The organism is Pseudomonas kitaguniensis (assembly GCF_049199985.1).
Classification (GTDB): domain Bacteria; phylum Pseudomonadota; class Gammaproteobacteria; order Pseudomonadales; family Pseudomonadaceae; genus Aquipseudomonas; species Aquipseudomonas kitaguniensis.
Genome location: NZ_JBLZPT010000010.1, coordinates 16,962 through 39,567, shown reverse-complemented (window position 1 = coordinate 39,567; position 22,606 = coordinate 16,962). Strand labels below are relative to the sequence as shown.

General features: G+C 59.2%; 24 protein-coding genes. 8 read left to right on the top strand and 16 right to left on the bottom strand.

Annotation, left to right across the window (positions count from 1 at the left end; all coding sequences use genetic code 11):
• Positions 1 to 202 precede the first annotated feature (202 nt).
• From ACOZK9_RS14370 to ACOZK9_RS14360, 3 genes are all read left to right on the top strand, one after another.
• Positions 203 to 1,300 (top strand): carboxynorspermidine decarboxylase, encoded by a 1,098-nt coding sequence (locus tag ACOZK9_RS14370; protein ID WP_152750970.1) that lies wholly within the window; start codon positions 203 to 205, stop codon positions 1,298 to 1,300.
• Positions 1,301 to 1,328: 28 nt separating this feature from the next.
• The gene (locus ACOZK9_RS14365) at positions 1,329 to 2,573 is read left to right on the top strand and encodes a saccharopine dehydrogenase family protein (RefSeq protein ID WP_122249997.1); all 1,245 of its coding nucleotides are present in this window, start codon (positions 1,329 to 1,331) and stop codon (positions 2,571 to 2,573) included.
• Between the two features lie 743 nt (positions 2,574 to 3,316).
• Positions 3,317 to 3,652, top strand: a complete 336-nt coding sequence (locus tag ACOZK9_RS14360; protein WP_152750972.1) for a DUF6124 family protein — start codon at positions 3,317 to 3,319, stop codon at positions 3,650 to 3,652.
• 155 nt (positions 3,653 to 3,807) lie between these two features.
• On the opposite strand, the gene glsB is transcribed toward ACOZK9_RS14360, so the two are convergent.
• A complete protein-coding gene (gene glsB / locus ACOZK9_RS14355; protein WP_058411627.1) occupies positions 3,808 to 4,716 on the bottom strand; it encodes a glutaminase B in 909 nt (302 codons plus the stop codon).
• A gap of 158 nt (positions 4,717 to 4,874) precedes the next feature.
• Here glsB and ACOZK9_RS14350 point away from each other — a divergent pair, with 158 nt between their 5' ends.
• Positions 4,875 to 5,228: a hypothetical protein gene (locus ACOZK9_RS14350; RefSeq protein WP_152750974.1), complete on the top strand. Its 354-nt coding sequence runs from the start codon at positions 4,875 to 4,877 to the stop codon at positions 5,226 to 5,228.
• A 62-nt stretch (positions 5,229 to 5,290) separates the two neighbouring features.
• On the opposite strand, the gene ACOZK9_RS14345 is transcribed toward ACOZK9_RS14350, so the two are convergent.
• Together ACOZK9_RS14345 and ACOZK9_RS14340 are read right to left on the bottom strand one after the other, a co-directional pair.
• The gene (locus tag ACOZK9_RS14345; protein WP_152750976.1) at positions 5,291 to 5,932 is read right to left on the bottom strand and encodes a ribonuclease T2 family protein; all 642 of its coding nucleotides are present in this window, start codon (positions 5,930 to 5,932) and stop codon (positions 5,291 to 5,293) included.
• A gap of 90 nt (positions 5,933 to 6,022) precedes the next feature.
• Positions 6,023 to 7,003, bottom strand: a complete 981-nt coding sequence (locus ACOZK9_RS14340) for a Gfo/Idh/MocA family protein (protein WP_058411629.1) — start codon at positions 7,001 to 7,003, stop codon at positions 6,023 to 6,025.
• Between the two features lie 127 nt (positions 7,004 to 7,130).
• Here ACOZK9_RS14340 and ACOZK9_RS14335 point away from each other — a divergent pair, with 127 nt between their 5' ends.
• Positions 7,131 to 7,493: an NUDIX hydrolase gene (locus ACOZK9_RS14335; protein ID WP_058411630.1), complete on the top strand. Its 363-nt coding sequence runs from the start codon at positions 7,131 to 7,133 to the stop codon at positions 7,491 to 7,493.
• A 33-nt stretch (positions 7,494 to 7,526) separates the two neighbouring features.
• Here ACOZK9_RS14335 and ACOZK9_RS14330 read toward each other — a convergent pair whose 3' ends face one another.
• The 4 genes from ACOZK9_RS14330 to ACOZK9_RS14315 form a co-directional block, all read right to left on the bottom strand.
• A complete protein-coding gene (locus ACOZK9_RS14330) occupies positions 7,527 to 7,856 on the bottom strand; it encodes a hypothetical protein (RefSeq protein WP_058411689.1) in 330 nt (109 codons plus the stop codon).
• Positions 7,857 to 7,947: 91 nt separating this feature from the next.
• Positions 7,948 to 10,440, bottom strand: coding sequence for a TonB-dependent siderophore receptor (locus ACOZK9_RS14325; RefSeq protein ID WP_421556080.1), 2,493 nt, complete (start codon positions 10,438 to 10,440; stop codon positions 7,948 to 7,950).
• Between the two features lie 166 nt (positions 10,441 to 10,606).
• Positions 10,607 to 11,623 (bottom strand): ABC transporter substrate-binding protein, encoded by a 1,017-nt coding sequence (locus tag ACOZK9_RS14320; protein WP_421556079.1) that lies wholly within the window; start codon positions 11,621 to 11,623, stop codon positions 10,607 to 10,609.
• A gap of 132 nt (positions 11,624 to 11,755) precedes the next feature.
• Positions 11,756 to 12,205, bottom strand: a complete 450-nt coding sequence (locus tag ACOZK9_RS14315; RefSeq protein WP_058411633.1) for a hypothetical protein — start codon at positions 12,203 to 12,205, stop codon at positions 11,756 to 11,758.
• Between the two features lie 407 nt (positions 12,206 to 12,612).
• Here ACOZK9_RS14315 and ACOZK9_RS14310 point away from each other — a divergent pair, with 407 nt between their 5' ends.
• The 3 genes from ACOZK9_RS14310 (at position 12,613) to ACOZK9_RS14300 (ending at position 13,562) form a co-directional block, all read left to right on the top strand.
• Positions 12,613 to 12,849 carry a hypothetical protein gene (locus ACOZK9_RS14310; RefSeq protein ID WP_058411634.1) on the top strand — a complete coding sequence of 79 codons (237 nt, stop codon included), beginning with the start codon at positions 12,613 to 12,615 and terminating at the stop codon, positions 12,847 to 12,849.
• A gap of 124 nt (positions 12,850 to 12,973) precedes the next feature.
• A complete protein-coding gene (locus ACOZK9_RS14305) occupies positions 12,974 to 13,204 on the top strand; it encodes a hypothetical protein (protein WP_058411635.1) in 231 nt (76 codons plus the stop codon).
• 121 nt (positions 13,205 to 13,325) lie between these two features.
• A complete protein-coding gene (locus tag ACOZK9_RS14300) occupies positions 13,326 to 13,562 on the top strand; it encodes a DUF2789 domain-containing protein (RefSeq protein ID WP_058411636.1) in 237 nt (78 codons plus the stop codon).
• A 6-nt stretch (positions 13,563 to 13,568) separates the two neighbouring features.
• On the opposite strand, the gene ACOZK9_RS14295 is transcribed toward ACOZK9_RS14300, so the two are convergent.
• The 9 genes from ACOZK9_RS14295 to ACOZK9_RS14255 form a co-directional block, all read right to left on the bottom strand.
• Complete coding sequence (locus ACOZK9_RS14295) at positions 13,569 to 13,772, bottom strand: hypothetical protein (RefSeq protein WP_421556078.1); 204 nt, start codon at positions 13,770 to 13,772, stop codon at positions 13,569 to 13,571.
• A 115-nt stretch (positions 13,773 to 13,887) separates the two neighbouring features.
• Entirely contained in the window at positions 13,888 to 15,120 is a 1,233-nt protein-coding gene (locus tag ACOZK9_RS14290; protein WP_421556141.1) for a methyl-accepting chemotaxis protein, read from the bottom strand.
• Positions 15,121 to 15,667: 547 nt separating this feature from the next.
• Entirely contained in the window at positions 15,668 to 16,072 is a 405-nt protein-coding gene (locus ACOZK9_RS14285) for a TraR/DksA family transcriptional regulator (RefSeq protein ID WP_058411639.1), read from the bottom strand.
• A 399-nt stretch (positions 16,073 to 16,471) separates the two neighbouring features.
• Positions 16,472 to 17,494 (bottom strand): ABC transporter permease, encoded by a 1,023-nt coding sequence (locus ACOZK9_RS14280; protein WP_421556077.1) that lies wholly within the window; start codon positions 17,492 to 17,494, stop codon positions 16,472 to 16,474.
• A gap of 58 nt (positions 17,495 to 17,552) precedes the next feature.
• Positions 17,553 to 19,106 (bottom strand): sugar ABC transporter ATP-binding protein, encoded by a 1,554-nt coding sequence (locus ACOZK9_RS14275; RefSeq protein ID WP_058411641.1) that lies wholly within the window; start codon positions 19,104 to 19,106, stop codon positions 17,553 to 17,555.
• Between the two features lie 67 nt (positions 19,107 to 19,173).
• The gene (locus tag ACOZK9_RS14270) at positions 19,174 to 20,109 is read right to left on the bottom strand and encodes a sugar ABC transporter substrate-binding protein (protein WP_122250004.1); all 936 of its coding nucleotides are present in this window, start codon (positions 20,107 to 20,109) and stop codon (positions 19,174 to 19,176) included.
• Positions 20,110 to 20,157: 48 nt separating this feature from the next.
• Entirely contained in the window at positions 20,158 to 20,343 is a 186-nt protein-coding gene (locus tag ACOZK9_RS14265) for a hypothetical protein (protein ID WP_421556076.1), read from the bottom strand.
• Positions 20,344 to 20,470: 127 nt separating this feature from the next.
• Positions 20,471 to 21,499 carry a Gfo/Idh/MocA family protein gene (locus ACOZK9_RS14260; RefSeq protein ID WP_122250005.1) on the bottom strand — a complete coding sequence of 343 codons (1,029 nt, stop codon included), beginning with the start codon at positions 21,497 to 21,499 and terminating at the stop codon, positions 20,471 to 20,473.
• Between the two features lie 26 nt (positions 21,500 to 21,525).
• Complete coding sequence (locus ACOZK9_RS14255) at positions 21,526 to 22,386, bottom strand: sugar phosphate isomerase/epimerase family protein (RefSeq protein ID WP_421556075.1); 861 nt, start codon at positions 22,384 to 22,386, stop codon at positions 21,526 to 21,528.
• Between the last annotated feature and the right edge of the window lie 220 nt (positions 22,387 to 22,606).

The following is a 22,606-nucleotide window of genomic DNA, read 5'->3' as shown; positions in this document are numbered from 1 at the left end:
TGCCAGATGTGCCGGCTGACAGACTGCTATCGGGAGCAAGCCCCCTCCCACATTTGGTCGGCGTGTATTCAAAGAAAGTCATACTCGGGCGCTACCCTTGGAAACCGGGCGCGCAAATTCCGCCCGCTAACCTTTCGATCTGATCCAAGTGCGGGCACAATGCGTGTCCTTTTTTGGCAGGCACCGCCGCAGGCTCTCAAAAATGATCAAAACGCCGTACTACCTCATCGATAAACAGAAGCTTCTGCTCAACATGCAGAAGATTGCTTACGTGCGCGAGCAGTCCGGCGCCAAGGCCCTGCTGGCGCTGAAGTGCTTTGCTACCTGGTCGGTGTTCGACTTGATGCAGGAATACATGGACGGCACCACCTCGTCGTCGCTGTATGAGTTGAAGCTCGGTCGCCAGAAGTTCGAAGGCGAAGCGCACGCCTACAGCGTGGCCTGGGCCGACGATGAAATCGAAGAAATGCTGGCTAATTGCGACAAGATCATCTTCAACTCGATCAGCCAATTGCAGCGCTTTGCCGAACGTTCCGAAGGCAAGACGCGCGGCCTGCGCGTGAACCCGCAAGTGAGCAGCTCCGACTACCTGCTGGCCGACCCGGCGCGCCCGTTCAGCCGTTTGGGCGAATGGGACCCGGTGAAGATCGAAAGCGTGATCGAACACATCTCGGGCTTCATGTTCCACAACAACTGCGAGAACGGCGATTTCAGCCTGTTCGACAAGATGCTCGGCACCATCGAAGAACGCTTCGGCGAGCTGCTGCACAAGGTCAACTGGGTCAGCCTCGGCGGCGGCATCCATTTCACCGGCGAAGGCTATGCGCTGGATGCGTTCTGCGCGCGCTTGAAAGCCTTCTCGCAAAAGTACGACGTACAGGTTTACCTGGAACCCGGCGAAGCCGCGATCACCAATAGCGCCTCGCTGGAAGTGACCGTACTCGACACCCTCTACAACGGCAAACACCTCGCCGTGGTAGACAGCTCCATCGAAGCCCACCTGCTGGACCTGCTGATCTACCGCCTCAACGCCAAGCTGGCGCCGAGCGAGGGCGAACACACCTACATGGTGTGCGGCAAATCTTGCCTGGCCGGCGACATCTTCGGTGAGTATCAATTTGATCGTCCGCTGGCCATCGGCGATCGGCTGTCGTTTATCGACACCGCAGGCTACACCATGGTTAAGAAAAACTGGTTCAACGGCCTGAAAATGCCGTCCATCGTAGTGAAACAACTCGACGGTACAGTCGAGGTGGTTCGTGAATTTGGTTATGAAGACTACCTGTCCAGCCTTTCGTAAGCTGGCGGATATAGGAGAGCTAAAGCAATTGAAAAAGAACGTTCTTATCATTGGTGCAGGAGGTGTCGCCAAGGTGGTGGCCCACAAGTGCGCGCAGCACAACGACGAACTCGGTCGTATTGCTATCGCGTCGCGCAACATCTCCAAATGCCAGGCCATCATCGACAGCGTCAAGGCCAAGGGTAGCCTCAAGGTACCCGCCGACATTCAGGCCTTTGCGCTGAACGCCCTGGACGTGGAAGCGACCAAGGCCCTGATCCGCGAGACCGAGTCGCAGATCGTCATCAACGTAGGTTCCGCCTTCCTCAACATGTCGGTGCTGCGCGCCTGCATCGATACCGGCGTTGCGTACCTCGACACCGCCATCCACGAAGAGCCGGGCAAGGTCTGCGAGACCCCGCCGTGGTACGGCAACTACGAATGGAACCACCTGGAAGAGTGCAAACAGAAGAACATCACCGCCATTCTTGGCGTGGGCTTCGACCCGGGTGTGGTCAACGCGTATGCCGCGCTGGCGCAGCAACAGCATTTCGACCGTATTGATTCGATCGACATTCTCGACGTCAATGCCGGCAGCCATGGCAAATATTTTGCCACCAACTTCGACCCGGAAATCAACTTCCGCGAGTTCACCGGGCAGGTGTGGAGCTGGCAGAACAGCCAGTGGACCAGCAACACCATGTTCGAAGTCAAACGCACCGACGACCTGCCGGTAGTCGGTTCGCAGAACCTGTACCTCACCGGCCACGATGAAGTGCACTCGCTGTCGAAAAACCTCGACGTGCCCAACGTGCGCTTCTGGATGAGCTTCGGCGAACACTACATCAACGTGTTCACGGTACTGAAAAACCTCGGCCTGCTCTCTGAAAAGCCGGTCAAAACCGCCGAAGGCCTGGAAGTCGTGCCGTTGAAAGTGGTCAAGGCCGTACTGCCCGACCCGTCTTCGCTCGCCCCCGGCTACACCGGCAAAACCTGCATCGGCGATTTGGTCAAAGGCAGCAAAAACGGCCAGCCGCGCGAGATGTTCATCTACAACGTGGCGGATCACGAAGAAGCCTTCGCTGAAACCGACAGCCAGGGCATCTCCTACACCGCAGGCGTACCACCGGTAGCCGCCGCGCTGCTGGTTGCACGTGGCGAGTGGGACGTGAAACACATGGCCAACGTCGAGGAGCTGCCGGCTAAGCCGTTCCTCAAAGCGCTGGACGTGATGGGCTTGCCGACTCGGATTAAAGACGAGAACGGCGACCGTGCCTGGGATGCAATTGCCTGACAGGCGATAGCAGACCGAACAAAAACTGTGGGAGGGGGCTTGCTCCCGATGGCGGTGTGTCAGTACCAGAGATGCTGGCTGACAGACTGCTATCGGGAGCAAGCCCCCTCCCACAGGGACAGTGCCCATTCAGATGTTTTTCCAACTGACCGAATCGGTGCACTTTTATTTGGTCAAACACAAACCCGCAAGACTAGTGAAGATCAAACTGTGGGAGCAAGCCCCACCTCACAGGTACTGTGCCCATTCAGATGTTTTTCCAACTGACCGAATCGGCGCACTTTTATTTGGTCAAACACAAACCCGCAAGACTAGTGAAGATCAAACTGTGGGAGGGGGCTTGCTCCCGATGGCGATGTGTCAGTACCAGAGATGCTAGCTGACAGACTGCTATCGGGAGCAAGCCCCCTCCCACAATTGAATGCCGTGCGCGCCCTGCTCTCGGACATTTCCCACGACCGTTTCAGGTTGTGGCTCGGAACTCGGCTGTCTAACCTCTGTGCCGTCGCTGCCAATTCAGCGACCGGATTTGACCGTCCGACCTTGTTAACGAATCGCTATGCCCTGCCTCAATCTCAGGCGCTTTTTTTATGCCTGAGGTATTGTGTCGCGGCAGTTGTGCGCGGGATACCTTTGGGTATGCCGGGTTCGTTGACGACCGGTCGGTCAACCCGCGTACAGCTGCCACCTTAACCCGCTTGACCGCGAGCCTTGGCAGCTTCACTTGTCAACGGAATTACATCATGATCAAAGACAGTCCAAATCCCCCAAGCTACTCAGACTTCGACACCAGTACCCTGCACGAAGTGGCCTACCGCGCGATCAACCACTACCTCAATCCCGGCAAACCCCTACCAGAACCCAGCGACGGGCTGTTCACCGTGCGCGCCGACCTCGGCACAGAAACCTTGCTGGTCAACGCATCCCAGGACCTGGCGTCCATCTGCGACATCGCCAACCACCTGGCATTTGAAATCGAAGGCTCGCAACGCAACGTCGCGCTCGGCATCTGCCGAATGCTCGAAGGCGTGCAACTGCTGGTAGACAAGGCACTGAACGTAGCCCACCCCGCAGCCTAAAGCTCTAAGCTCATTCCCACGCTCCGCGTGGGAATGCATCCCGTGACGCTCAGCGTCACCAATGCGCAAGACTCCAGAACGGCGTCTACAGCCGGACTCAGAGCGTCCCAAGCGGCATTCCCACTCAGAGCCTGGGAACGATAAAAAATGCCCCGCTAAAACACCGACCACCCAATCCGCTCACTCAACAACTCCAACGCCTTCATCCCCGCCAGCGAGTTCCCCGCCGCATTCAACTCCGGCGACCACACACACACCGTAAACTGCCCCGGCACCACCGCGACAATCCCGCCGCCTACCCCACTCTTGCCCGGCAACCCAACGCGATACGCAAAGTTGCCCGCCTCGTCGTACAGCCCGCTGGTGGCCATGATCGAATTGACTTGCTTGGTCTGGCGCGCGGTCAAGACGTGCTCGCCGCTGTGCGCGCTCACGCCCTCATTGGCGAGGAAGCTGAACGCCCGGGCCAAATCCAGGCAGCTCATTTGCAGCGCGCAGTAGTTGAAGTAGCTGTGCAACACGGCGTCGACTTCGTTGTGGAAGTTGCCGAAGGATTTCATCAGGTACGCCATGGCCGCGTTGCGCGCGCCGTGCTGGGCTTCGGAGTCGGCGACCACACTGTTGACGAGGATCTGCGGGTTGCCCGACAGGCGCCGCACGAAGTCGCGCATCGACAGAATCGGCACGGCAAAGCGCGACTGGTTGATGTCGCAAATCACCAGCGCACCGGCGTTGATGAAGGGGTTGCGCGGGCGGCCGCGCTCGAATTCAAGCTGCACCATCGAGTTGAACGGTTGCCCTGAAGGCTCGTGGCCGAGGCGCTCCCAGATGGTTTCGCCGCCGTGGTCGATGGCCTGCACCAGGCTGAACACTTTGGAGATGCTTTGCACCGAGAACAGTGTATCGGCGTCACCTGCGCAGTAGGCCGAGCCGTCGTTGCCGTACACGGCGATGCCGAGTTGGTGGGCGGGTACATCGGCCAGTGCGGGGATGTAGTCGGCGACTTTGCCCTGGCCGATCAGTGGACGAACTTCGTCGAGGATCGACTCTAACAGCGCCTGCATGTCTTGTCCGGTCATGTGTCGTTGAATCAGTGATAGCGGGCCGCGGAGGATACTTCAATGCGCGCGAAAGCCCCAGCCTATCTCGACCACCCGGCGCGCGCGCCCCACCCAATTGCCCGTACACTGCAGCGCTGTGCTTACTCTTTGAGGACCGCTGCATGAAATTGATGATTGGCTTGACCGCCCTGCTGTTGGTATCGGCGTGCACGACTACCACTCACGCCCCTGCGCCTGCACCTGCACAGAACGCTGCCGCGTCGACCTGTCTGGCGGGCGGCGGCACGATGAAGCAGGTTGGCAGGTTGCAGAGCTGGAAGTGCATCACGCCGTACAAGGATGCCGGCAAGGCCTGCACCGACTCGAGCCAGTGCCAGGGTGAGTGCCAGACCAGCGTTAACACGCAGTCTGGTAACGGGCCGGTGACGGGCGCGTGCCAGGTGGATAACAGCCACTTCGGGTGTTCGGCAAGGGTTGAAAAAGGCACGCTGGGCCGGGCGATTTGTGTGGACTAAGCGACACGTGGGGTTGTCGCTCCCACAGAAAGCACATTGGCTGTGTAGGTCAAACGCGCTTTTCAGCGTTGTACCGGAACGCGAATATCTCCCGCACGGCACTGGGTTTTGACACTCTTGGGGCAGCCCGCAAAGCGCAGCTCTTTGCTCAGGCACACGCGCACTTCGGACAGCACCTTGCCCTTGCAGATGACCGCCACACCATGGTCACCCATGCCCGGGTTGCTCTCACGAAACAGCTTCTCGATGTCGCGTGCCGCCAGGTAAGTCGGTACGTTGAACGGCTGCAGTTGCTGCGGAATGTGCACGGTCGCCAATGCCTCATCGGTCGCGTCCAGATAGCCCGAAGCGCCAAGCCCGCTACAGGTGCCATGCTTGGCCCACTCATGCTTGAGCAACGCTTGTGTGGGGAACATCAACGCGCCCTTGGCCAGCTCATCCGCAGACAGCCGCGATTGCGCATCACACGACGCCGGCCACCCACCTTTGGCGTATTGAGGCCACAGACCATGCAGCACAAAACCGTAGCCTTTGCCCGAGCACTGCTCATTGTTCGGGTGTGTCAGGCAAAAGGTCGGCGACCACGACAGCGACAGCACATAAAAATCAAAATCGCCTGCCGGGCGCTGCTCGCGTGGCGCCGCCTGCGTCCCCGTACAGGCCAGCACCAGCCAAAGTGCACTCCAGGCTGCCGTGTGTTTCATCCGTTTGTTCCTTGAAAAAAACAAGCCAGCATTGTCGAGAACAGTGGCCGTGTCCGCCAGCAGCCAACTGCAACCCATCGGCGTGGAAAGCTACCCGGGAAGGTTCGGATTGCGCAGCAGCACCTTGTCCAGAATCCGGTCAGTCTTCAACGCCTCGATCGCCAGTGAAGGATGCTCGGCGTCCCCACGTATGTGCGCGTTCATGGCCAGCACGTGGTGCCACTGGATATGGGCATGGCAAGGCACTTCAAGTACCTCGTCAACCTCGCCTTCCAGGCGCAGCGGCTGGTCTTCGAACACCGCGAAGGTAATGCGCCCGCGGCTGCCGATCAGCTCGACGCGGTCTTCGCGGCGGTCCGCCACAAAGTTCCAGCAGCCCATGCCGAGCGCGCCGGAACCGAAGGTCCAGCACGCCGTTACCGCATCCTCCGCCGCATAATTCCCAACCTGTCGCGCGGTAAACCCGGTGACCTCAACAATGTCGCCGGCAAGGAACTGGAACAGGTCAAAGCCGTGGCTGGCCAGGTCGGCAAAGTAGCCGCCGCCGGCGATGGCGGGGTCGGTGCGCCAATTGGCGGCACTCGCGTCTGCGGCGCCCGGGGGCTTGCACAGGGTCCAGCTCACCTGACGCAATTCACCGATGCGCCCTTCGCGCAGCCAGTCGCGCACTTGCTGGAAGCGCGGCAACGAACGGCGGTAGTAGGACACAAACAAATGCAGCCCGGCACGTTCGAATGTGCGCTGCATCAACGCGCTTTGCTCGGCGTTGAGTGACATGGGTTTCTCGACGCAGCAATGCTTGCCCGCCGCCGCCACCATCAGGCTGTATTCAAGGTGGCTGTCGGGCGGTGTGGCGATGTACACCGCGTCTACTTCGGGGTCGTCGATCAATGCCTGGGCGTCGGTGTAGAAACGCGCGATGCCGTGGCGTGCCGCATAATCGCGCACAGCCTCCTCACGGCGCCCCATCACCGCAACCAGCGCCGAACCTGGCGCTTTGTAGAATGCGGGTCCACTCTTGACTTCAGTGACACTGCCACAGCCGATCATGCCCCAACGTACGGTGTTCATCTGTAGTCCTCGTCCGTTTCTATCAATCGGTCAGTATCCACATCAAAACGGGGGTACGCCAGCCGCATCAAGCATGACAATTGCATTACACTTTTATGACAGTCATGCCGTTGTGAGGGCACACACGATGAAAATTAGGGCAACGGTGATTTGCGAACACGAGGGGCATATCCTGTTTGTGCGCAAGGCCAGATCAAAATGGGCGTTGCCGGGCGGCAGGGTCGAGCGCAACGAGCGCCCGGTCGGCGCGGCTGAACGCGAGCTCGAAGAAGAAACCGGGTTGAACGTAGACGGCTTGCTGTACTTGCAGGAGTTGAAAGCACGCGACACCGTGCACCATGTGTTCGAAGCCTCGGTGGTCAATATTGCTGACGCGCGGCCGCGCAACGAGATCGTTGATTGCCGCTGGCACGCCTACGGCGCCATGGACGAGCTGGACACGACCGACGCCACCCGGCACATCGTCAAAGCGTTTGTGCGGCGCCTATGAACCCTTGCAACTGCATGCCGTTCAGGCAGTCGATTATTTACGCGCCACTTTGTAGCGCAGGCAATCCTGATAAAAGCTTGTGCGAATCGCCTCGGGTTTAAGCCGCGAGCTACTGTCATAGGTCTGTTCGGTAATGCCCATGGCCATCATGCGCATCCACGACTTGTTAAACTTTATGGTTTGAATCTTCTGCCGCGCCGCGTACAGCGACACGCCCGATAACTTGAGTTCCTGTGCCCTCGCGGCAGTGCCTGCGCCCCAGCTGCACATGTACTTGTCACCCTCGCGCAATTCGCGCGCTTGCACGGCAGCCGCGCCGCCGGCCAGGGAACAAGCAATCAGCATGATTCCAACATTGCGCATCAGCATTCCCGCCTAACCACCTGAAAATAAAAGTGATTCTGGCGAGAATTTGCTTACAAAGGGGCCATTAAATTGCCTTATCGGTGGCGTGTCACCACTGGTAGGTTGCGCTCGCCTGCACAGTGCGCTGCGAGCCATACCAGCACCACGAATACGAGTAGCACGACGCGACATACTCTTTATTCGCCAAGTTGGTGGCGTTCAGCGCCAGGCGCAGATTGTCTTTGGGGTTGGCGATATTCGGGATGTCGTAGTGCACGGCCGCATCGACCAAGGTGTAGCCCGGCACCTTCAAGGTATTGGCGGTATCGCCCCAGGACGAACCGACATAGCGCGCACCCGCGCCCACGCCAAAGCCTTTGAGCTGGCCGTCGTGGAAGGTGTAGTCGGCCCACGCCGACGCCGTATGGCGCGGCACGCCATAGGTGGTGGTGCCTTCGACGGGAATGGCCGGGCCGGTGCCGATGTCGCTGATGGGCGCGTATTGCACGGTGCTGTTGGACTTGCTGGCGCGGTTGTCCAGGTAGGCGTAGGCCGCCGTAATGTCGAGGTTGTCGTTGAGGCTGGCTTTGCCTTCCAGCTCAAAGCCACGCGACTGTTGTTCGCCGTCCTGGATACTGCAACGGCCGTTGCCGCACAGGTGGCTTGGGTCCGGGTCCAGCGTCGGCACGTTGCTCTGGCGCAGGTCAAAAATCGCCGCGGTAATAAAGCTGTTGCTGCCCGGTGGCTGGTACTTGATGCCTATTTCGTATTGCTTGCCTTCGGTGGGCTTGAACACCGAACCGCCGTAACCGGTGCCTGATTGCGGGTTGAACGATTCGGCATAGCTGGCGTACGGCGCCAGGCCATTGTCGAACAGGTAAACCAGGCCCACACGGCCGGTAAACGCCTTGCTGTCCAGCGACGACTTGCTCTTGGCGCCGGATTTTATAGTTGTGGTGGTGCTGTCGGTGCTGGCCCAGTCATAACGACCGCCCAGCAGCAGCACCCACTGATTCCACTTCATTTGCTCTTGCAGGTAAGCGCCGGTCTGCTCGCTGCGCGACGTGGCGTCGGTGGTGAAATCCGGTGTGGTAACGGGCGCGCCGTAGACCGGATCGAAGATGTCCAGGTCAGTCCCATTGCCATAACCGGCTTTGGTGTCGGTGCTGGTGTTCTGGTAATCGAGGCCCATCAACAGCGTGTGCTGCAACGGGCCAGTGTCGAATTTGGCTTGTAACTGGTTGTCGAGGGTGTAGGCGTCCATGTCGACATCGGTGGCGATGGTCGAACGCTTGGAGGTGCGGTAATCAGCCTTCAGGTTGCTGTTGTAAATGCTCCGGTAGACGCCCTCGGCGCGCAGGTAGCGCGCGTTCTGGCGCACGGTCCACACATCGTTGAAGTGATGTTCGAACGCGTAGCCGACCGAATAATACTCACGGTTACTTTTTTCGAAGTTCTTTTCACCGTCGTAAAAATCCACGTCGATCTTGCGCCCGGTGGGGCTGTGCAACACCGAGCCCCACGCGGGCACCGAGCCGTAGGACGCGCCTTTGGGGTCCTTCTGATAATGCCCGAGCAGGGTCAGCGAAGTGGCATCGTCCGGGCGCCAGGTGAAGGCGCTCGACAGCGATTGGCGACGGGTCTCGGTGTGTTCGACCTGGCCATCGGCGTCGTCGAACAACCCCGCCAGGCGGTAGGAATAAACGCCCTGGTCGTCCATCGGGCCGCTCAGGTCGAAGGTGGTGCGCTTTTTGTTGAAGGTGCCGTATTCAACGCCGACTTCATGAAACGCTGTATCCAGCGGGCGCTTGGTGACCATGTTGATCACCCCGCTGGGCGTGCCCTGCCCGTACAGCACCGACGCCGGGCCGCGCAGCACTTCAACGCGCTCCAGGTCAAAGGCGTCTTTTTGTGGCAAGGCGTCACGGCTTGAAGGCATACGCAGGCCGTCAAGGTAGGTGGCAGGCGCAAAGCCTCGGATGGTTAGCTGGTCGAGACGCGACGCCGTGGCGCCACGGGTCTCCGGCACGACGGCGGCGCTGTAACGCAGAATCTGGTTGAGGCTTTCGGCGTTCTGCGCGCGCATCTGGTCCTTGGTGACGATAGAGATCGACTGCGGGGTTTCGATCAGCGCGGTATCGGTCTTGGTGCCCGACAGGCTGCGGGTCGCGACATAACCGGCGACCGGCCCGGTGGGGCTTTCGCTGGCGTACGCAGCGCTGATGTTGGTGGCCTGCAACTCCATGGCGCCGCCGTTATCCGGCAGCGCTTCGAGGCGGTAGCGGTCGGTGCCGATTTTCAGCGCCTGCAAACCGCTGCCGGCGAGCAATTGGGTCAGCGCTGCGTCGGTGTCGTATTGCCCGCTCAATGCCTGGCTGCGCTTGCCGCGCGTCAAGCTTGCATCAAACGCCAGGACCAGGCCGGCCTGCTCGGCCAGGCTATTGAGGGCTTGGCTCAAATCACCGGCAGGAATCGAGAAACCGCGCAACGCGCTGCTGCTTTCTTCAGCGAAGGACGACTGGACGGTCAACAACGGCACGGCGGCAAATGCCATCGCCACCGAAAGGGCCAGCGGATGCAAGGGACGAGCAAGGCGCGACATGGGAAATCCTGCGTAATAAAGGTTCTATTAACGAAGACGGCCAAGTGCGCAAATCGGGCAAGCATGCGAGTCGTTTTTATTTAAGAAACTTTCTTGCAATGAGATTTTTCGTGGGTAATTTCGGCTGGAATGCAAACAAATGTGGGAGCGCGCTCGCTCCCGCATTTTACTTGAGGCTTGCCTCGACTTTTTGCGCCACGTCGGCGGTCAGCCAGGCCTTCCACACCTCAGGGTGTTCCTTGAGAAACACCTGTGCAACCTCACGTGGCGCGGTGTGATGCTCGCTCATCGAAGCCAGAGCTTTGTTAAGCGGTTCGATGGGAAACTGCACCTTGGTGAAAAAGTCGGCAATCTGCGGATGGGCCTGCTGGAACGGCGTCGACACGCCAATGCTCAACTTCGATGCCAGCGAGCGGGTCGGCCGGGGGTTGGGGTTATCCGCGTCGGTCAGGGTCTTCCAGGCATCGGCGTCAAACGGCGGTTCTTCGAGCTGGATCAGTTTGTAGCGGCCCATCAGCGGCGTCGGCGACCAGTAGTAGAACAACACCGGTTTGCCGCGACGGATCGACGACGCGATTTCGGCATCCAGGGCCGCGCCCGAGCCGCTGCGAAAATTCACATAGCTGTCATCCAGGCCGTAAGCCTTGAGCTTCTGCTTGTTGACCACTTCGGAGGTCCAGCCAATGGGGCTGTTGAGAAAGCGCCCCTTGCCTGGTGACTCGGGGTCTTTGAACACGTCCTTGTAGCGCACAAGGTCTTGCACGCTTTTGAGGTCGGGGGCCAGTGGTTTGAGGCCTTTCGCGGGGTCGCCCTTGATCACGTATTCCGGTACCCACCAGCCTTCGGTGGCACCCTTGACCGTGTCGCCCAGGCCCACCACTTTGCCCTCGGCCTCGGCCTTGATCCATACCGGGCTGCGGCCGGCCCATTCTTCGCCGATCACCTGGATGTCATTTTTCGACAGCGCGGTTTCGAGGGTGATGGTGGTGCCGGGCAAGGTATCGGTGGGCAGGTCATAGCCCTTCTCGACGATAAAGCGCAACACCTCGGTAATCAGGCTGCCGCTTTCCCAGTTCAGGTCGGCGAAATGCACCGGTGCCTGGGCAGCCGATACCGGCAATGAGGCCACCGACAACCCCCAGGTCGTCAGCGACGCGGCCAACAGCAATCTCAATCCTTTCATGCCTTTGCACCTCGCGTTTTCACAGCACTGGCGGACGGCTTTGCTGCTGATGCGCGAAACCCCGCATTGGTTAAGTCAACTCAACTGTAGTAGAGGTTCCGGGAGAGCAAAAACACACAACGGGTTCATCGATTACTCGCTGGCCTTGAAGGTCACCAGCTCACCCTTGCGCCACTTGGCGGCCTTGCCGGTGACGGCTTTGAGGGTTTTGGTCAGGCCTTCCTGCAATTGTTCATTGGCGGCAAACACCAGCATCACGCTGTGGCCTTCCTTGAACACGATGCCCTGGCCTTCGGTCGAAGAGACAAAGGCATAATCGCCCAGACCGTACACGGTCAACTTTATATCGCGAAACTTCAGTTCGAACTTGCCGCCTTCACGGCTGGGCAACACGGCGGCGCGAAAATGGTCGCCGACCTTGAGCTCCAGGCGCGGCTTGTCATCCACAACCAACGACGTTTCGGTATCGATCTCGGCGATGTAGATGCCTTCCGGCGTCTGTTCAGTGATGTAAACGAAGCGAGATTGAAACTGTTTGACCAACTTTGCGCGCAAATCACCCAGCACGAACAACGCGTGCATATCCAGATTACTGACTGCCAAGGAAACGCCCCCACATCAAAAAAAGCACTGACCGCCTGAGCGGACAGCACAAAAAAACGGCCTTAACGGCACGATCACACAGTCGTTAAAAAACTGAATAGAACCCACTGTTGCGCTGCAAGACTAGTACAGACCCGCGCGATGGGCCTGTTGCAGGTCATCCGGCGTTACAGGAAAACACAGGTTCAACGGCCCGAGAATACGGACCGATGAGCTTCAGAGAATAACCCAAATAAAAACGCAGTTTCCGACAACCAACACATAACAAAATACTTGGCCTGGAACCAGGCTTCGACTGCCGACGACAATACTAAAACAGCAGCAGGGTTCAAAACCACCCGAAACGCTGCTGGTGGGTCAACAGGATCGATCGACAGGAGCTGACCATGCAACCACGTCAACACGAGCGCCAATACTACTGCCTGCCCCGCCTGAACGGGTACTCCAATTCAGTTCTTTACCAAGTGGTACCCGCCGGCCGCAATTTTTTTCATATCCTGGAAGTGACCAGCGGCAGGATCAAAGGTTTTCGCAGTCATCATAGCCGCGCCTGCGAATTGGCCAAAATGCTCGAAGCCAGCTTGCACGACCAGTACGGCGGCGTGGTTTCGGCTGCCGAATAACTTTACTGCGCCACCGTCCCTCAACTACTGCCATACTGAACCGTCGATTGAGGTTTGCCCCGCTGTGGGTCAGGTTTCATCAGTGCAGTTACCTTGAGCAGTTACCTTGAAGGGAAGGCGATACGTGACGGAATTTGATATTGGCGAATATTTCATCCATGGCGATGCGAGGGAAGTAGACGGCGAGTTTCAAGCGGTCATCATCATGCGGGCCAAACCACCGCTGACCAAGATCATAACGCACCAGGTAGAAAAAGATCGTTGGTTCAAAACTGCCGAAGCCGCCGCCATCGCTGCAAAAGATTCGGCCAAAGCCCTGAAAAGCGAAGTGGACGCTGGTGCGCTGAATTCCTGACACGCCGATTGCTCGCCTCATCCGATAGAACACTTCATTCAATAGAACAAATCCAGTAGAACTCTGCCGCGCCCCAAGCCTCACATGCACAAGACCTATCAACCTGCATGGAGAACCCACTATGGACGCGCCCATCCCTACGCTTGAAACCCTGTTCGAACAGCTCGGCCTGGACTCGACACCCGAGGCAATCGACGCATTCATCGGCGCACACCCGCTGACCGAAGACGTTAAGTTGATCGATGCACCGTTCTGGACGCCGCAACAAGCGGCGTTTTTGAAAGAAGAACTGCGTGACGACGCCGAATGGGCAATTCCCGTCGACGAGCTGAACCAGCGCCTGCATCAGCCCCACTAAGCCGACTCAATGCAGGCTGGCTGGCCGCTCCAGTTGCATCATGGATTCCCAGGCAGTTCTGCACTCCTCTGCTTCACCGCGGCTGGCGAATGCCGTGCCGCGTTGCTCGCCATTCAACAGCACCACCCAGCAAGCCTTCTGCCCGAGCGCACGCAACGCTTGGGGTACGCCACTGCCGATCATCACCGCCACGTCGACTTTGTTTTGCATGGAGCCTCTCCGAACATTTAGTTAGCCTGCTAACAATAATTGCGATATTACGGTTTTCCAGCCCTCGGAAAAAGCTATCGGCTGAATAGCTCCATTGCATAAACCGCAACAATCCCTAGCGTGCATTCCTTGCTTCTTCCGGTTTGTAGCCCAGGCGCAACCCGCCCCAATGCCGCCCCTTGACCATGATCGGCACTGACAAATCGTGCATCAGCTCGCCGGTGTCGCGGGTGTAGGTTTGCAACAACACCGCTTGCTGATGGCTGCCGCACCGAATACCGGTGCGGTCGTCAAACTTGCGCTTGGTGCGGTTCTGTACCGCGTCGGTTTGCGCATCACCGGTCAGAGCATGAGAGAACGCCTTGTTGTGCGTCGGCACGTAGCCCTGCGGCGTGCAGGCAATCGCAAACACCAGCCCTTCGTGACGCGGCAGCAGCGCCTCCTGGATCGCCGGCAACACTTGGTCGGTGTAGCCATCGAACCGTGTGTGGTATTTGCTCGGGCGAGTGTTCGGGATCAGCGTGTAGCTGCGGTCGAACAAGTCATCCAGGCTGATACGGTTTTGCAGTACATCGGCCTCGAACTGTTCAGCAATCCGGCTGGCCCCTTCGCGGGCCAGGTCGTAGATGCGCTGGTGATAATCGTCCAAGCCGACTTCCGCCAGGCGTTCGCTGATGGTTTCTGCCTGCCCTTCCATTTGCACGGCGACGTCGGCAAGTTGGCGGGTCTGCTGGTCGCTCACCGACAAATCGCTGCGCATCTGCTCTACGGCATGGAACAGGCTATCGAGCTGCGCACGGTTGGTGTCGGTGCCCTGCGCAATTTCACTCACCTGCCCTTCCACATCCGCCGCCAGGCTGGCAATGCTCTCCAGGTGCTCGCCAGCGTGTTCGACCTGCTCGACGCCGAGGTGCAGGTCCGTCGACAGTTGGCGAATTTGCTCCACCACTTGCGCGGTGCGCTGCTGAATGTCAGCGACCATTACCCCGACTTCATCGGTGGCCGTCGCTGTGCGGCCGGCCAGGCCACGCACTTCATCGGCGACCACCGCAAACCCGCGCCCGTGCTCGCCGGCGCGCGCCGCCTCGATGGCGGCGTTCAGCGCAAGCAAGTTGGTCTGGCTGGCGATGGACTGGATCACCAGGGTCACGCGCTGGATTTCTTCGCTGCGCTGGCTCAAGGCCTCGATCAACTGGCGGCTGGCATTGGCGCGCTCGCTGAGCTGGTGCATGCGGGTGATCGACTGGGCCAGTACTTCACGCCCCTGCGTGCTGCGCTGATGGGCTTGGCTGGCCGCGCCCAAGGCTTGGCGGCCAAGCTGCGAATTGATCTTTTCGGTGCCAATCATGACTTCGGCGCTGCTGACGATTTGCTTGGCTGCACTCAGTTGCGACTGCAACCGGGCCGCCAATTGCTTGACCGAATAGGCCACGCCCGCAGCGGACAGCGCGTTATGACTGGTGGTGTAAGACAGGTCGCGGGTCAGGTCGCCAAGCGCATCGGCGGCCGGGGGTGGCACTGCGCGAGAGGTTCGAGACTTAAGGGAAGGTAGCCAGATCACCAGCAAGGCCAGTGGCAGGCAGAGGTACATCGGCAAGCTGGCAAACGTCAGGCCCGGCAGTAAAACCGCCAAGGCGATGCTCTGCATAAGCGGCGTCAGCCAGCCGGGCAGCACGCGCACCACCGTTTGCGGCGGTACTGCTGCGCCCATCAGAGGTCCGTCTCCAGCCATTGTCATCACCCCACTGCTTGTCGTTATTGTTCCTGCATTAAACGCCACTATTGGGCCATTATCCATGGGCCTTTAGTGGGGTAGCGTGCAACCGGACAATAAACAGGCGGGGTAAACGGTATTTCTTTGAGCGCCGTCTGCACGGCGCTCAATTTTTACGGCATCACGCTTGACGCTGGTGCTTGTCGATCTGCTCGTGGCGCTCTTGCGCTTCGATGCAGTACTTGGTGGTCGGGCTGATCAGCAGGCGCTTGAGGCCGATAGGCTCGCCGCTGTCGTCGCACCAGCCGAAGGAATCTTCCTTGATGCGTTCCAGTGCACGCTCAAGCTGCGGCAGCATACGCTGGTCGCGGTCGATGGCATTTACCAGCCAGGTGCGTTCTTCTTCCACGGAAGCAGCGTCAGCCGGGTCAGCCGGGGTGTCCAGGCTTTCAATGGCGATGCGGTTCTGTTCAATGCGGGCGTGGTGTTCCACTTTCATGTCTTGCAGCAACTGCTCGAAAAAAGCGTGCTGTTCGGCATTCATGTAGTCATCCGCCGGCATGGCCAGCAACTTTTCCTTTGTCATTTATATCTCTTAAAAAATACGTGCATTAAGGCGAATAAGGGAGCGTTCCGGCAGGCCTTTGCAGGTCTCGGAAGGGCGCCGTCCATTTCAAGCGCCACTCGGCACTCAATTTACGAGGGGCGGCAGTCTAAGGCCGACTTGAGGGCTCAGCAACTGAAATGACAGGCATTTTTCCCAATTAACCCCCAAAAGCACCAGGACGGGCTTGGCGAATGGTTATCGGAGTGCGTTTATAGCAGGAAAGTTCGGAAAGCAGCTATAAGCGGCAAGCTGCAAGCGACAAGCTGCAAGCCAGTTGTGTTTCACAGCTTGTAGCTTGTAGCTTGTAGCTTGCCGCTTATAGCTTGTCGCTTGTCGCTTGCCGCTTATAGCTTATAGCTTATAGCTTGTCGCTGCGCGTTAGCGCTTAAGCTTGCGCTTGTTGCGATACTGGTCGATCACCACCGCGACCACGATGATCAATCCTTTGATGATGTCCTGGATGTACGCGTCCACACCGACAAAGGTAAACCCGCTGGCCATCACGCCGAGGATCAGTGCACCGATCACCGTACCGGTGATGCGCCCTACTCCGCCCGCCAGGCTGGTGCCGCCGATGACGGCTGCGGCAATCGCGTCCAGCTCATACGACATGCCCATGCCGGCCTGGCCGGTCGCGGCGCGTGCCGATGCCACCACACCGGCGAGGCCCGCGAGCAAGCCTGCGATGCTGTAGACGATGATCAGGTGGCGCTTGACGTTGATACCCGAGGTGCGCGCCGCCTGCATGTTGCCGCCGATGGCGTAGGTGTACTTGCCGTATTTGGTGTAGCGCAGGGCAATGTGGAAGATCACCGCCACCACCAGGAAGATGATCACCGGCATCGCGCCGTGGCCGATCGCCGTGTAGGAGTCCGAGAGCATGCTCACCGGCTGGCCTTCGGTGTAGTAACGCGCCAGGCCACGGGCCGAGACCATCATGCCCAGCGTTGCGATAAACGGCGGGATGCCGGTGACGGCGATGATGCTGCCGTTGATCGCCCCCGCCAACAGCCCGACGCCAAGGCCCATCGCTACCGGAATCCATACCGGCAAGTCAGTCAGGCCGGGAAACACCGCCCGCGAAAAATCAGAAGTTTGTGCCAGGCTCGCAGCGATCATCGCCGATAACGCGAGCACCGAGCCGGATGACAGGTCGATACCGGTGGTGATGATCACTTGCGTCACGCCGATTGCCAGCAGGCCGATGATCGACACTTGCAGGATCATCAGCACCAGCCGCTGCGAGTTCATCAAAAAGCTCTGGTCACGCACGATCCAGCCGAACAGTTCAAACACCAGGCCGATGCCGATCAGTACCAAAAAGATGCTCAGTTCGGTCGGCAAGCGCCGACGCTGCTTGACCGGTGCCGTGGCCGGCTTGTTGTCTGTTATTGCGTTCATAGCCAATCACCTTCTTATTCTGTGGCACGGGCCAACCGCAGGCCCGCGCGGCGGTTCGTCAGTGGACTGCGGACATACCGGACGCCAACTGCATGACTTTTTCCTGGGTCGCCTCCGCACGGTCCAGGGTGCCCATCAGCTCACCCTCGTGCATCACCATCACCCGGTCACTCATGCCCAGCACTTCGGGCAGCTCGGAGGAAATCATGATCACCGCCATGCCTTCGCTGGCGAGGAAGGCAATCAAACGGTAAATCTCGGCCTTGGCGCCCACGTCGATGCCACGGGTCGGTTCGTCGAGGATCAGCAAGCGTGGGTTGGTCATCAGCCAGCGCGCCAACAGGGCTTTTTGCTGGTTACCACCGGACAAGGTGTCGATGCACTGCTCAAGCGAGGGGGTTTTCACCCGTAGCTTCTTGCACATGTCTTCGCACAGCGCGCGCAGGGCTTTCTGCTGGATAAAGCCGTTGCCGGAATAATGCGGCAGCACCGCCATTTCCATGTTTTCCAGTACCGACAGGCACGGGAACAGCCCGCTGAGCTTGCGGTCTTCGGTCAACAGGGCAAAACCCTTCTCGATGGCCATGTGCGGGTCGCTGATGCGTACCGGTGTGCCGTCGAGGGTGATGTGCCCGCTGCTGCTGGGGGTGATGCCAAAAATGGTTTCCGCAACGTTGGTGCGGCCCGAGCCCATCAAGCCTGCAATGCCGAGAATTTCACCGGCATGCAGGTCAAACGACACGTCCTTGAACACGCCGTCCAGGCACAGGTCGCGCACCGACAGCAACAGCTCACCGATCGGCGTCTCGCGCACCGGGAACAACTGGCTCAGTTCACGCCCCACCATCATTGAAATCAGGCTGTCGCTGTTCATGCTGTCGGCGCGCTGCAAGCCGATATAGTGGCCGTCACGAAACACCGCGACTTCATCGGCGATGGCGAACACTTCATTCATTTTGTGGGTGATGTAAACGATGCCTTTGCCTTGCGACTTGAGGTCGGCAATGATCGAAAACAGGTGGGCCACTTCCTTTTCGGTGATGGCCGAGGTCGGCTCATCCATGATCAGGATGTCAGAGTCGTAGGACACAGCCTTGGCAATCTCGACCATCTGCCGCTCGGCGATGCTCAGGTTGCCGACGTGTTCCTCGGGGTCCAGGTTGATGCGCAAGCGCGCCAGCAACTCGGCGGTGCAGCGGTGCATTTCGCGGTGGTTGACCATGTGCAAGCTGTTGAGCTGCTCACGGCCGATCCAGATATTTTCGGCGATGCTCATGTGCGGCATCAGGTTGAGTTCCTGGTGGATCATCGCGATCCCGGCCTTTTGTGCCGCCAGCGGTGATTCAAATACGATGGGCTTGCCACGCAGGCGAATTTCCCCGGCGTCGGGCTGGTAGATACCGGCGATGATTTTCATCAGCGTCGACTTGCCCGCACCGTTCTCGCCCATCAGCGCCAGCACTGAACCTGGGCGCACGCGCAGTTGCACGTCGGCGAGGGCCACGACGCCGGGAAAGCCTTTGCTGATGTTGACGATTTCCAGCAGGTAGGGTTCTTCCAGCGGCAACGGCTGCACACCGGGCGGCTGCGAGACAGTGGCTTGAGCAAGCATAGGGGGTACTCCATCGGAAGGGCGACCGTGCGTGGCCACCCTGCCCGCTTATTGTTGTTATGAAAGGCTATTTGAAGTCTTTGACGTTGTCCGGGGTGATCAGCCGGAACGGAATAATCACGTTCTGCTCAACCGGCTCGTGCCTGGCCATCTTGCGCGCGGCTTCAACCGAACCGACCGCCTGGCCCTTGGCGTCCTGGAACGCCGACACGGCCATGTCGCCCTTGGTAATCGCGTTCAAACCGTCCGGTGTGCCGTCCACGCCCGCAATCAATACGCTGCCAGGCTTGGTGCCTGCCGACTTCAGCGCCATTGATGCGCCAATCGCCATCTCATCGTTGTTGGCCACCACCGCATTAAACTCACGCCCCTGGGTCAGCCAATCGTTGACCAGGGTCATGCCTTTGTCACGCAGCCAAACGCCGGTCTGCTCCTGCTCGATGGTGATGCCGGGGTATTTGGCCAGCACCTCCTTAACGCCCTTGGTGCGGTTGGTGGTGGCGTTGTTCGCGAGGTCACCGAGCAAGATCACAATCTTGCCCTTGCCGCCGAGTTTTTCGGCGATGTACTGCATTTGCAGGCGACCGGCTTCAATATCATCCGAGGTCACGGCGACCACGCCCTTGGGCAAATCTTTCTGATCGGGGCGGCGGTTGACGAACACCAATGGAATGCCGGCCTTGGTCGCGGCATTGATGATGTTTTTGGTCGAGGCGGTATCGACCGGGTTGATGATGATGGCGTCGACTTTTTGGCTGATAAAGTTCTCGACCTGGCTCAGTTGCTTGACCACGTCGGCGCGGGCATCTTCAAACTGCAGTTGCACGCCGTCGCCCTTGGGGTAGGACTTGGCTTGCTTGTCCATGTCCTCGCGCAAGTAGGTCAAAAAGGTGTCATCGAAAGCGGACATGCTCACGCCCACCTTGATGTCGGCGGCGCCGGCAACGCCGCTGGCAAGCAGCATGGACAAGGCCAGCGCGGTAAAACGGATCGGAGTCTTCATGAACGGTCTGTCTCCACATTATTGTTGGTTTTTTGGACGTTGCGTTTATCAGAGCGGGGTGTGCGAAGACGGTAATCGAACGATCGGTGCGCCTGGAATGCAGCAGACCAGCGCGCCCTGGTTTTCGACGCACAGCACATTAAGGAAGGAGAAGTAGAACGGCCGGGCGCGGGGCAGACCGCGTGGCGCTTGGGCAGGGCGTAAAACTCGCAGTACAGCGTTGAAGATTTTCATCTGACGGTACCTGGTTGTTTTTGATCTTGTTTTTGTTGAGTCGCGCGAATCGAGTTCGAACGTACTTTATGCAACCTGGAAAAGACTTTATTGGAAAATAATTTCCATATCAACCTATTTTAGAATTTTATTCTATTTTTGTAGAAACCACCTGCTGGCGCTCATTACTGAGGCGTGCGGCGTCCAATATACGGGTGGTTTCCAGCGCATCATAGGCGTCTACCGGCAGCGGCCCCTGCCCGTTCACAGCACTTTGCAACTGGCGATAGAACTGCGTCCAGCAACCTTTCTCGGAGGGTACGCGCTCGCGCTCTGCGCCTTGTTCAAACCAGCCCCAGCGCCGATGTTCTTCTGCGCCCCAGTGTTCGCCTTCGGTTTTCGGCGACTTGCCGGCCATCAGCGCGTCTTCCTGACCGTCCAGGCCCTCCACCGTGTAGCATCCCAGCGTGCCGCTGACGCGAAAGCGCGGGCCCTGGCTGTTTTGCAGCGCACTGCCCCACAGGTGCGAAACCACCCCGTTGGCGTGGGTCAGCGAGACGAAAAAAGCATGGTCGAGGGTCGGGTGTTCGGCGCTGAACTGCAATTGCGCGAACACCCGGTCCACCGGGCCGAACAGTTGCAGCGCCTGGTCCACGAGGTGGCTGCCGAGGTCACGCAGCCAGCCGCCACCGCTGGCATTGCCCACCGCTTGCGGGTTGAAGCGTTCTACGCGCGACTCAAAACGCGTGACAGCGCCCAAGGCACCGGCGTCGATCAGTTTGCGCAAGGTCAAAAAATCCGAGTCCCAGCGCCGGTTCTGGTAGACGCTGAGCAGCACGCCCTGGCGCTCGGCGGCGGTGATCAAGGCGTGGGCTTGTTCGGCGTTGCTGGCAAAAGGTTTGTCGCTGACCACCGCAACCCCATGCTCGATGGCTTCCAGCACCAGCGCCGGGCGGCCTTTAAGGGTGGTGGAAATCACCAGGGCATCGACACCCGCCGCGACGATCTGGGCGATTGAATCAAAAGCCTTGAGGCCCGGGTGATCAGTCGCCAGTTGTTGGCGCCGCTCGGGCGAGCGCGTTACCACGCCAACAAACGTTGCGCCTGCCAGGGTGGCTATCAACGGTGCGTGAAAAAACCGGCCACCGTGGCCGTAGCCGACTAGTCCGATTCGCATACATTCTCCTTGTTTGAATTAGCGCCTTACTGGCACAGCTCACGGGTAACCCGCTCCAGCATCATTCGGCTGGATTGGTCCGGCCGGTCTTCCCAGGCGAACACCGAGACGGTGGCGATGCCGTCGAACTTGATCTCGCGCAAGGTGCCGAAAAACACGTCCCAGTTGACCTCGCCCTGGCCGATGTCCAAGTGCTGGTGCACGGTCGCGGTCACGCCCGGCGGGTTGACGATATAACGCAGGTTGGACGACGCGCGATGGTTATACGTGTCGGCGATGATCAGATGGCTGAGCTTGGAACCGGCGTACTTGAGCATTGCGGCAATATCGCCTTTGCCATCGTCATAAAAGAACGTGTGCGGCGCGGCGTAGAGGTAGTTGATCCAGTCGCGGTCGAGCCCGCGGATAATGTCCACCGACTCGTTGTTACGCTCGCAAAAGTCGTAGGGGTGCGCCTGAATATCCAGCTTGACGCCCTCGCGTTCGAACTCCGGCATCAGCTCGTCCATCGAGCGCATGAACTGGTTTTCGCAGACCAGCGGGTTGTCGGACTGGCCGGTGAATTCGGTATTGACCAACTCGCAGTCCATTTCCACGGCGATCTGGATCGCGCGTTTCCAGTTGCGCACCGCGGCCACGCGCAGGCCTTCGTCGGCAGCGGCCCAGTGGTACATCGGCAGCAGCGAGGAGAGTTGCACGCCGGCATCGCTCAAGGCCTTGCGAAACTCCTTGATGCGCGCACGGTCGACGCGCGCGGCCTTGTAGAACGGCAGGAAGTCTTCGCGCGGTGACAGCTCGATATGCTGGTAGCCAAGCTCGGCGGCCTTGTCGACCATTTGGCCGAGCGGCAAGTGACGGTACATATAAGGATCAAGTGCGATACGCATGTTCAAACCTCACGGATCTGCTGTTGGAATACAATCTACTGTGGGAGGGGGCTTGCTCCCGATAGCGGTGGGTCAGTCGGAAAATGTTTGACTGTTATGCCGCCATCGGGAGCAAGCCCCCTCCCACACTGGCCACATTCCGTCAGTGGGTTGGGTGTTACGTTGTGGCAAGTGACGGTTAAGGATCAAGTGCGATACGCATGTTCAGAACCTCCCGGAT

Bases quoted from the DNA above. Each gene is read 5' to 3' on its own strand.
- ACOZK9_RS14370 (WP_152750970.1), top strand. From the start codon at position 203: ATGATCAAAACGCCGTACTACCTCATCGATAAACAGAAGCTTCTGCTC.
- ACOZK9_RS14360 (WP_152750972.1), top strand. From the start codon at position 3,317: ATGATCAAAGACAGTCCAAATCCCCCAAGCTACTCAGACTTCGACACC.
- glsB (WP_058411627.1), bottom strand. From the start codon at position 4,716: ATGCAGGCGCTGTTAGAGTCGATCCTCGACGAAGTTCGTCCACTGATC.
- ACOZK9_RS14350 (WP_152750974.1), top strand. From the start codon at position 4,875: ATGAAATTGATGATTGGCTTGACCGCCCTGCTGTTGGTATCGGCGTGC.
- ACOZK9_RS14345 (WP_152750976.1), bottom strand. From the start codon at position 5,932: ATGAAACACACGGCAGCCTGGAGTGCACTTTGGCTGGTGCTGGCCTGT.
- ACOZK9_RS14340 (WP_058411629.1), bottom strand. From the start codon at position 7,003: ATGAACACCGTACGTTGGGGCATGATCGGCTGTGGCAGTGTCACTGAA.
- ACOZK9_RS14335 (WP_058411630.1), top strand. From the start codon at position 7,131: ATGAAAATTAGGGCAACGGTGATTTGCGAACACGAGGGGCATATCCTG.
- ACOZK9_RS14330 (WP_058411689.1), bottom strand. From the start codon at position 7,856: ATGCGCAATGTTGGAATCATGCTGATTGCTTGTTCCCTGGCCGGCGGC.
- ACOZK9_RS14325 (WP_421556080.1), bottom strand. From the start codon at position 10,440: ATGTCGCGCCTTGCTCGTCCCTTGCATCCGCTGGCCCTTTCGGTGGCG.
- ACOZK9_RS14320 (WP_421556079.1), bottom strand. From the start codon at position 11,623: ATGAAAGGATTGAGATTGCTGTTGGCCGCGTCGCTGACGACCTGGGGG.
- ACOZK9_RS14315 (WP_058411633.1), bottom strand. From the start codon at position 12,205: ATGCACGCGTTGTTCGTGCTGGGTGATTTGCGCGCAAAGTTGGTCAAA.
- ACOZK9_RS14310 (WP_058411634.1), top strand. From the start codon at position 12,613: ATGCAACCACGTCAACACGAGCGCCAATACTACTGCCTGCCCCGCCTG.
- ACOZK9_RS14300 (WP_058411636.1), top strand. From the start codon at position 13,326: ATGGACGCGCCCATCCCTACGCTTGAAACCCTGTTCGAACAGCTCGGC.
- ACOZK9_RS14295 (WP_421556078.1), bottom strand. From the start codon at position 13,772: ATGCAAAACAAAGTCGACGTGGCGGTGATGATCGGCAGTGGCGTACCC.
- ACOZK9_RS14290 (WP_421556141.1), bottom strand. From the start codon at position 15,120: ATGATTGGCACCGAAAAGATCAATTCGCAGCTTGGCCGCCAAGCCTTG.
- ACOZK9_RS14285 (WP_058411639.1), bottom strand. From the start codon at position 16,072: ATGACAAAGGAAAAGTTGCTGGCCATGCCGGCGGATGACTACATGAAT.
- ACOZK9_RS14280 (WP_421556077.1), bottom strand. From the start codon at position 17,494: ATGAACGCAATAACAGACAACAAGCCGGCCACGGCACCGGTCAAGCAG.
- ACOZK9_RS14275 (WP_058411641.1), bottom strand. From the start codon at position 19,106: ATGCTTGCTCAAGCCACTGTCTCGCAGCCGCCCGGTGTGCAGCCGTTG.
- ACOZK9_RS14270 (WP_122250004.1), bottom strand. From the start codon at position 20,109: ATGAAGACTCCGATCCGTTTTACCGCGCTGGCCTTGTCCATGCTGCTT.
- ACOZK9_RS14265 (WP_421556076.1), bottom strand. From the start codon at position 20,343: ATGAAAATCTTCAACGCTGTACTGCGAGTTTTACGCCCTGCCCAAGCG.
- ACOZK9_RS14260 (WP_122250005.1), bottom strand. From the start codon at position 21,499: ATGCGAATCGGACTAGTCGGCTACGGCCACGGTGGCCGGTTTTTTCAC.
- ACOZK9_RS14255 (WP_421556075.1), bottom strand. From the start codon at position 22,386: ATGCGTATCGCACTTGATCCTTATATGTACCGTCACTTGCCGCTCGGC.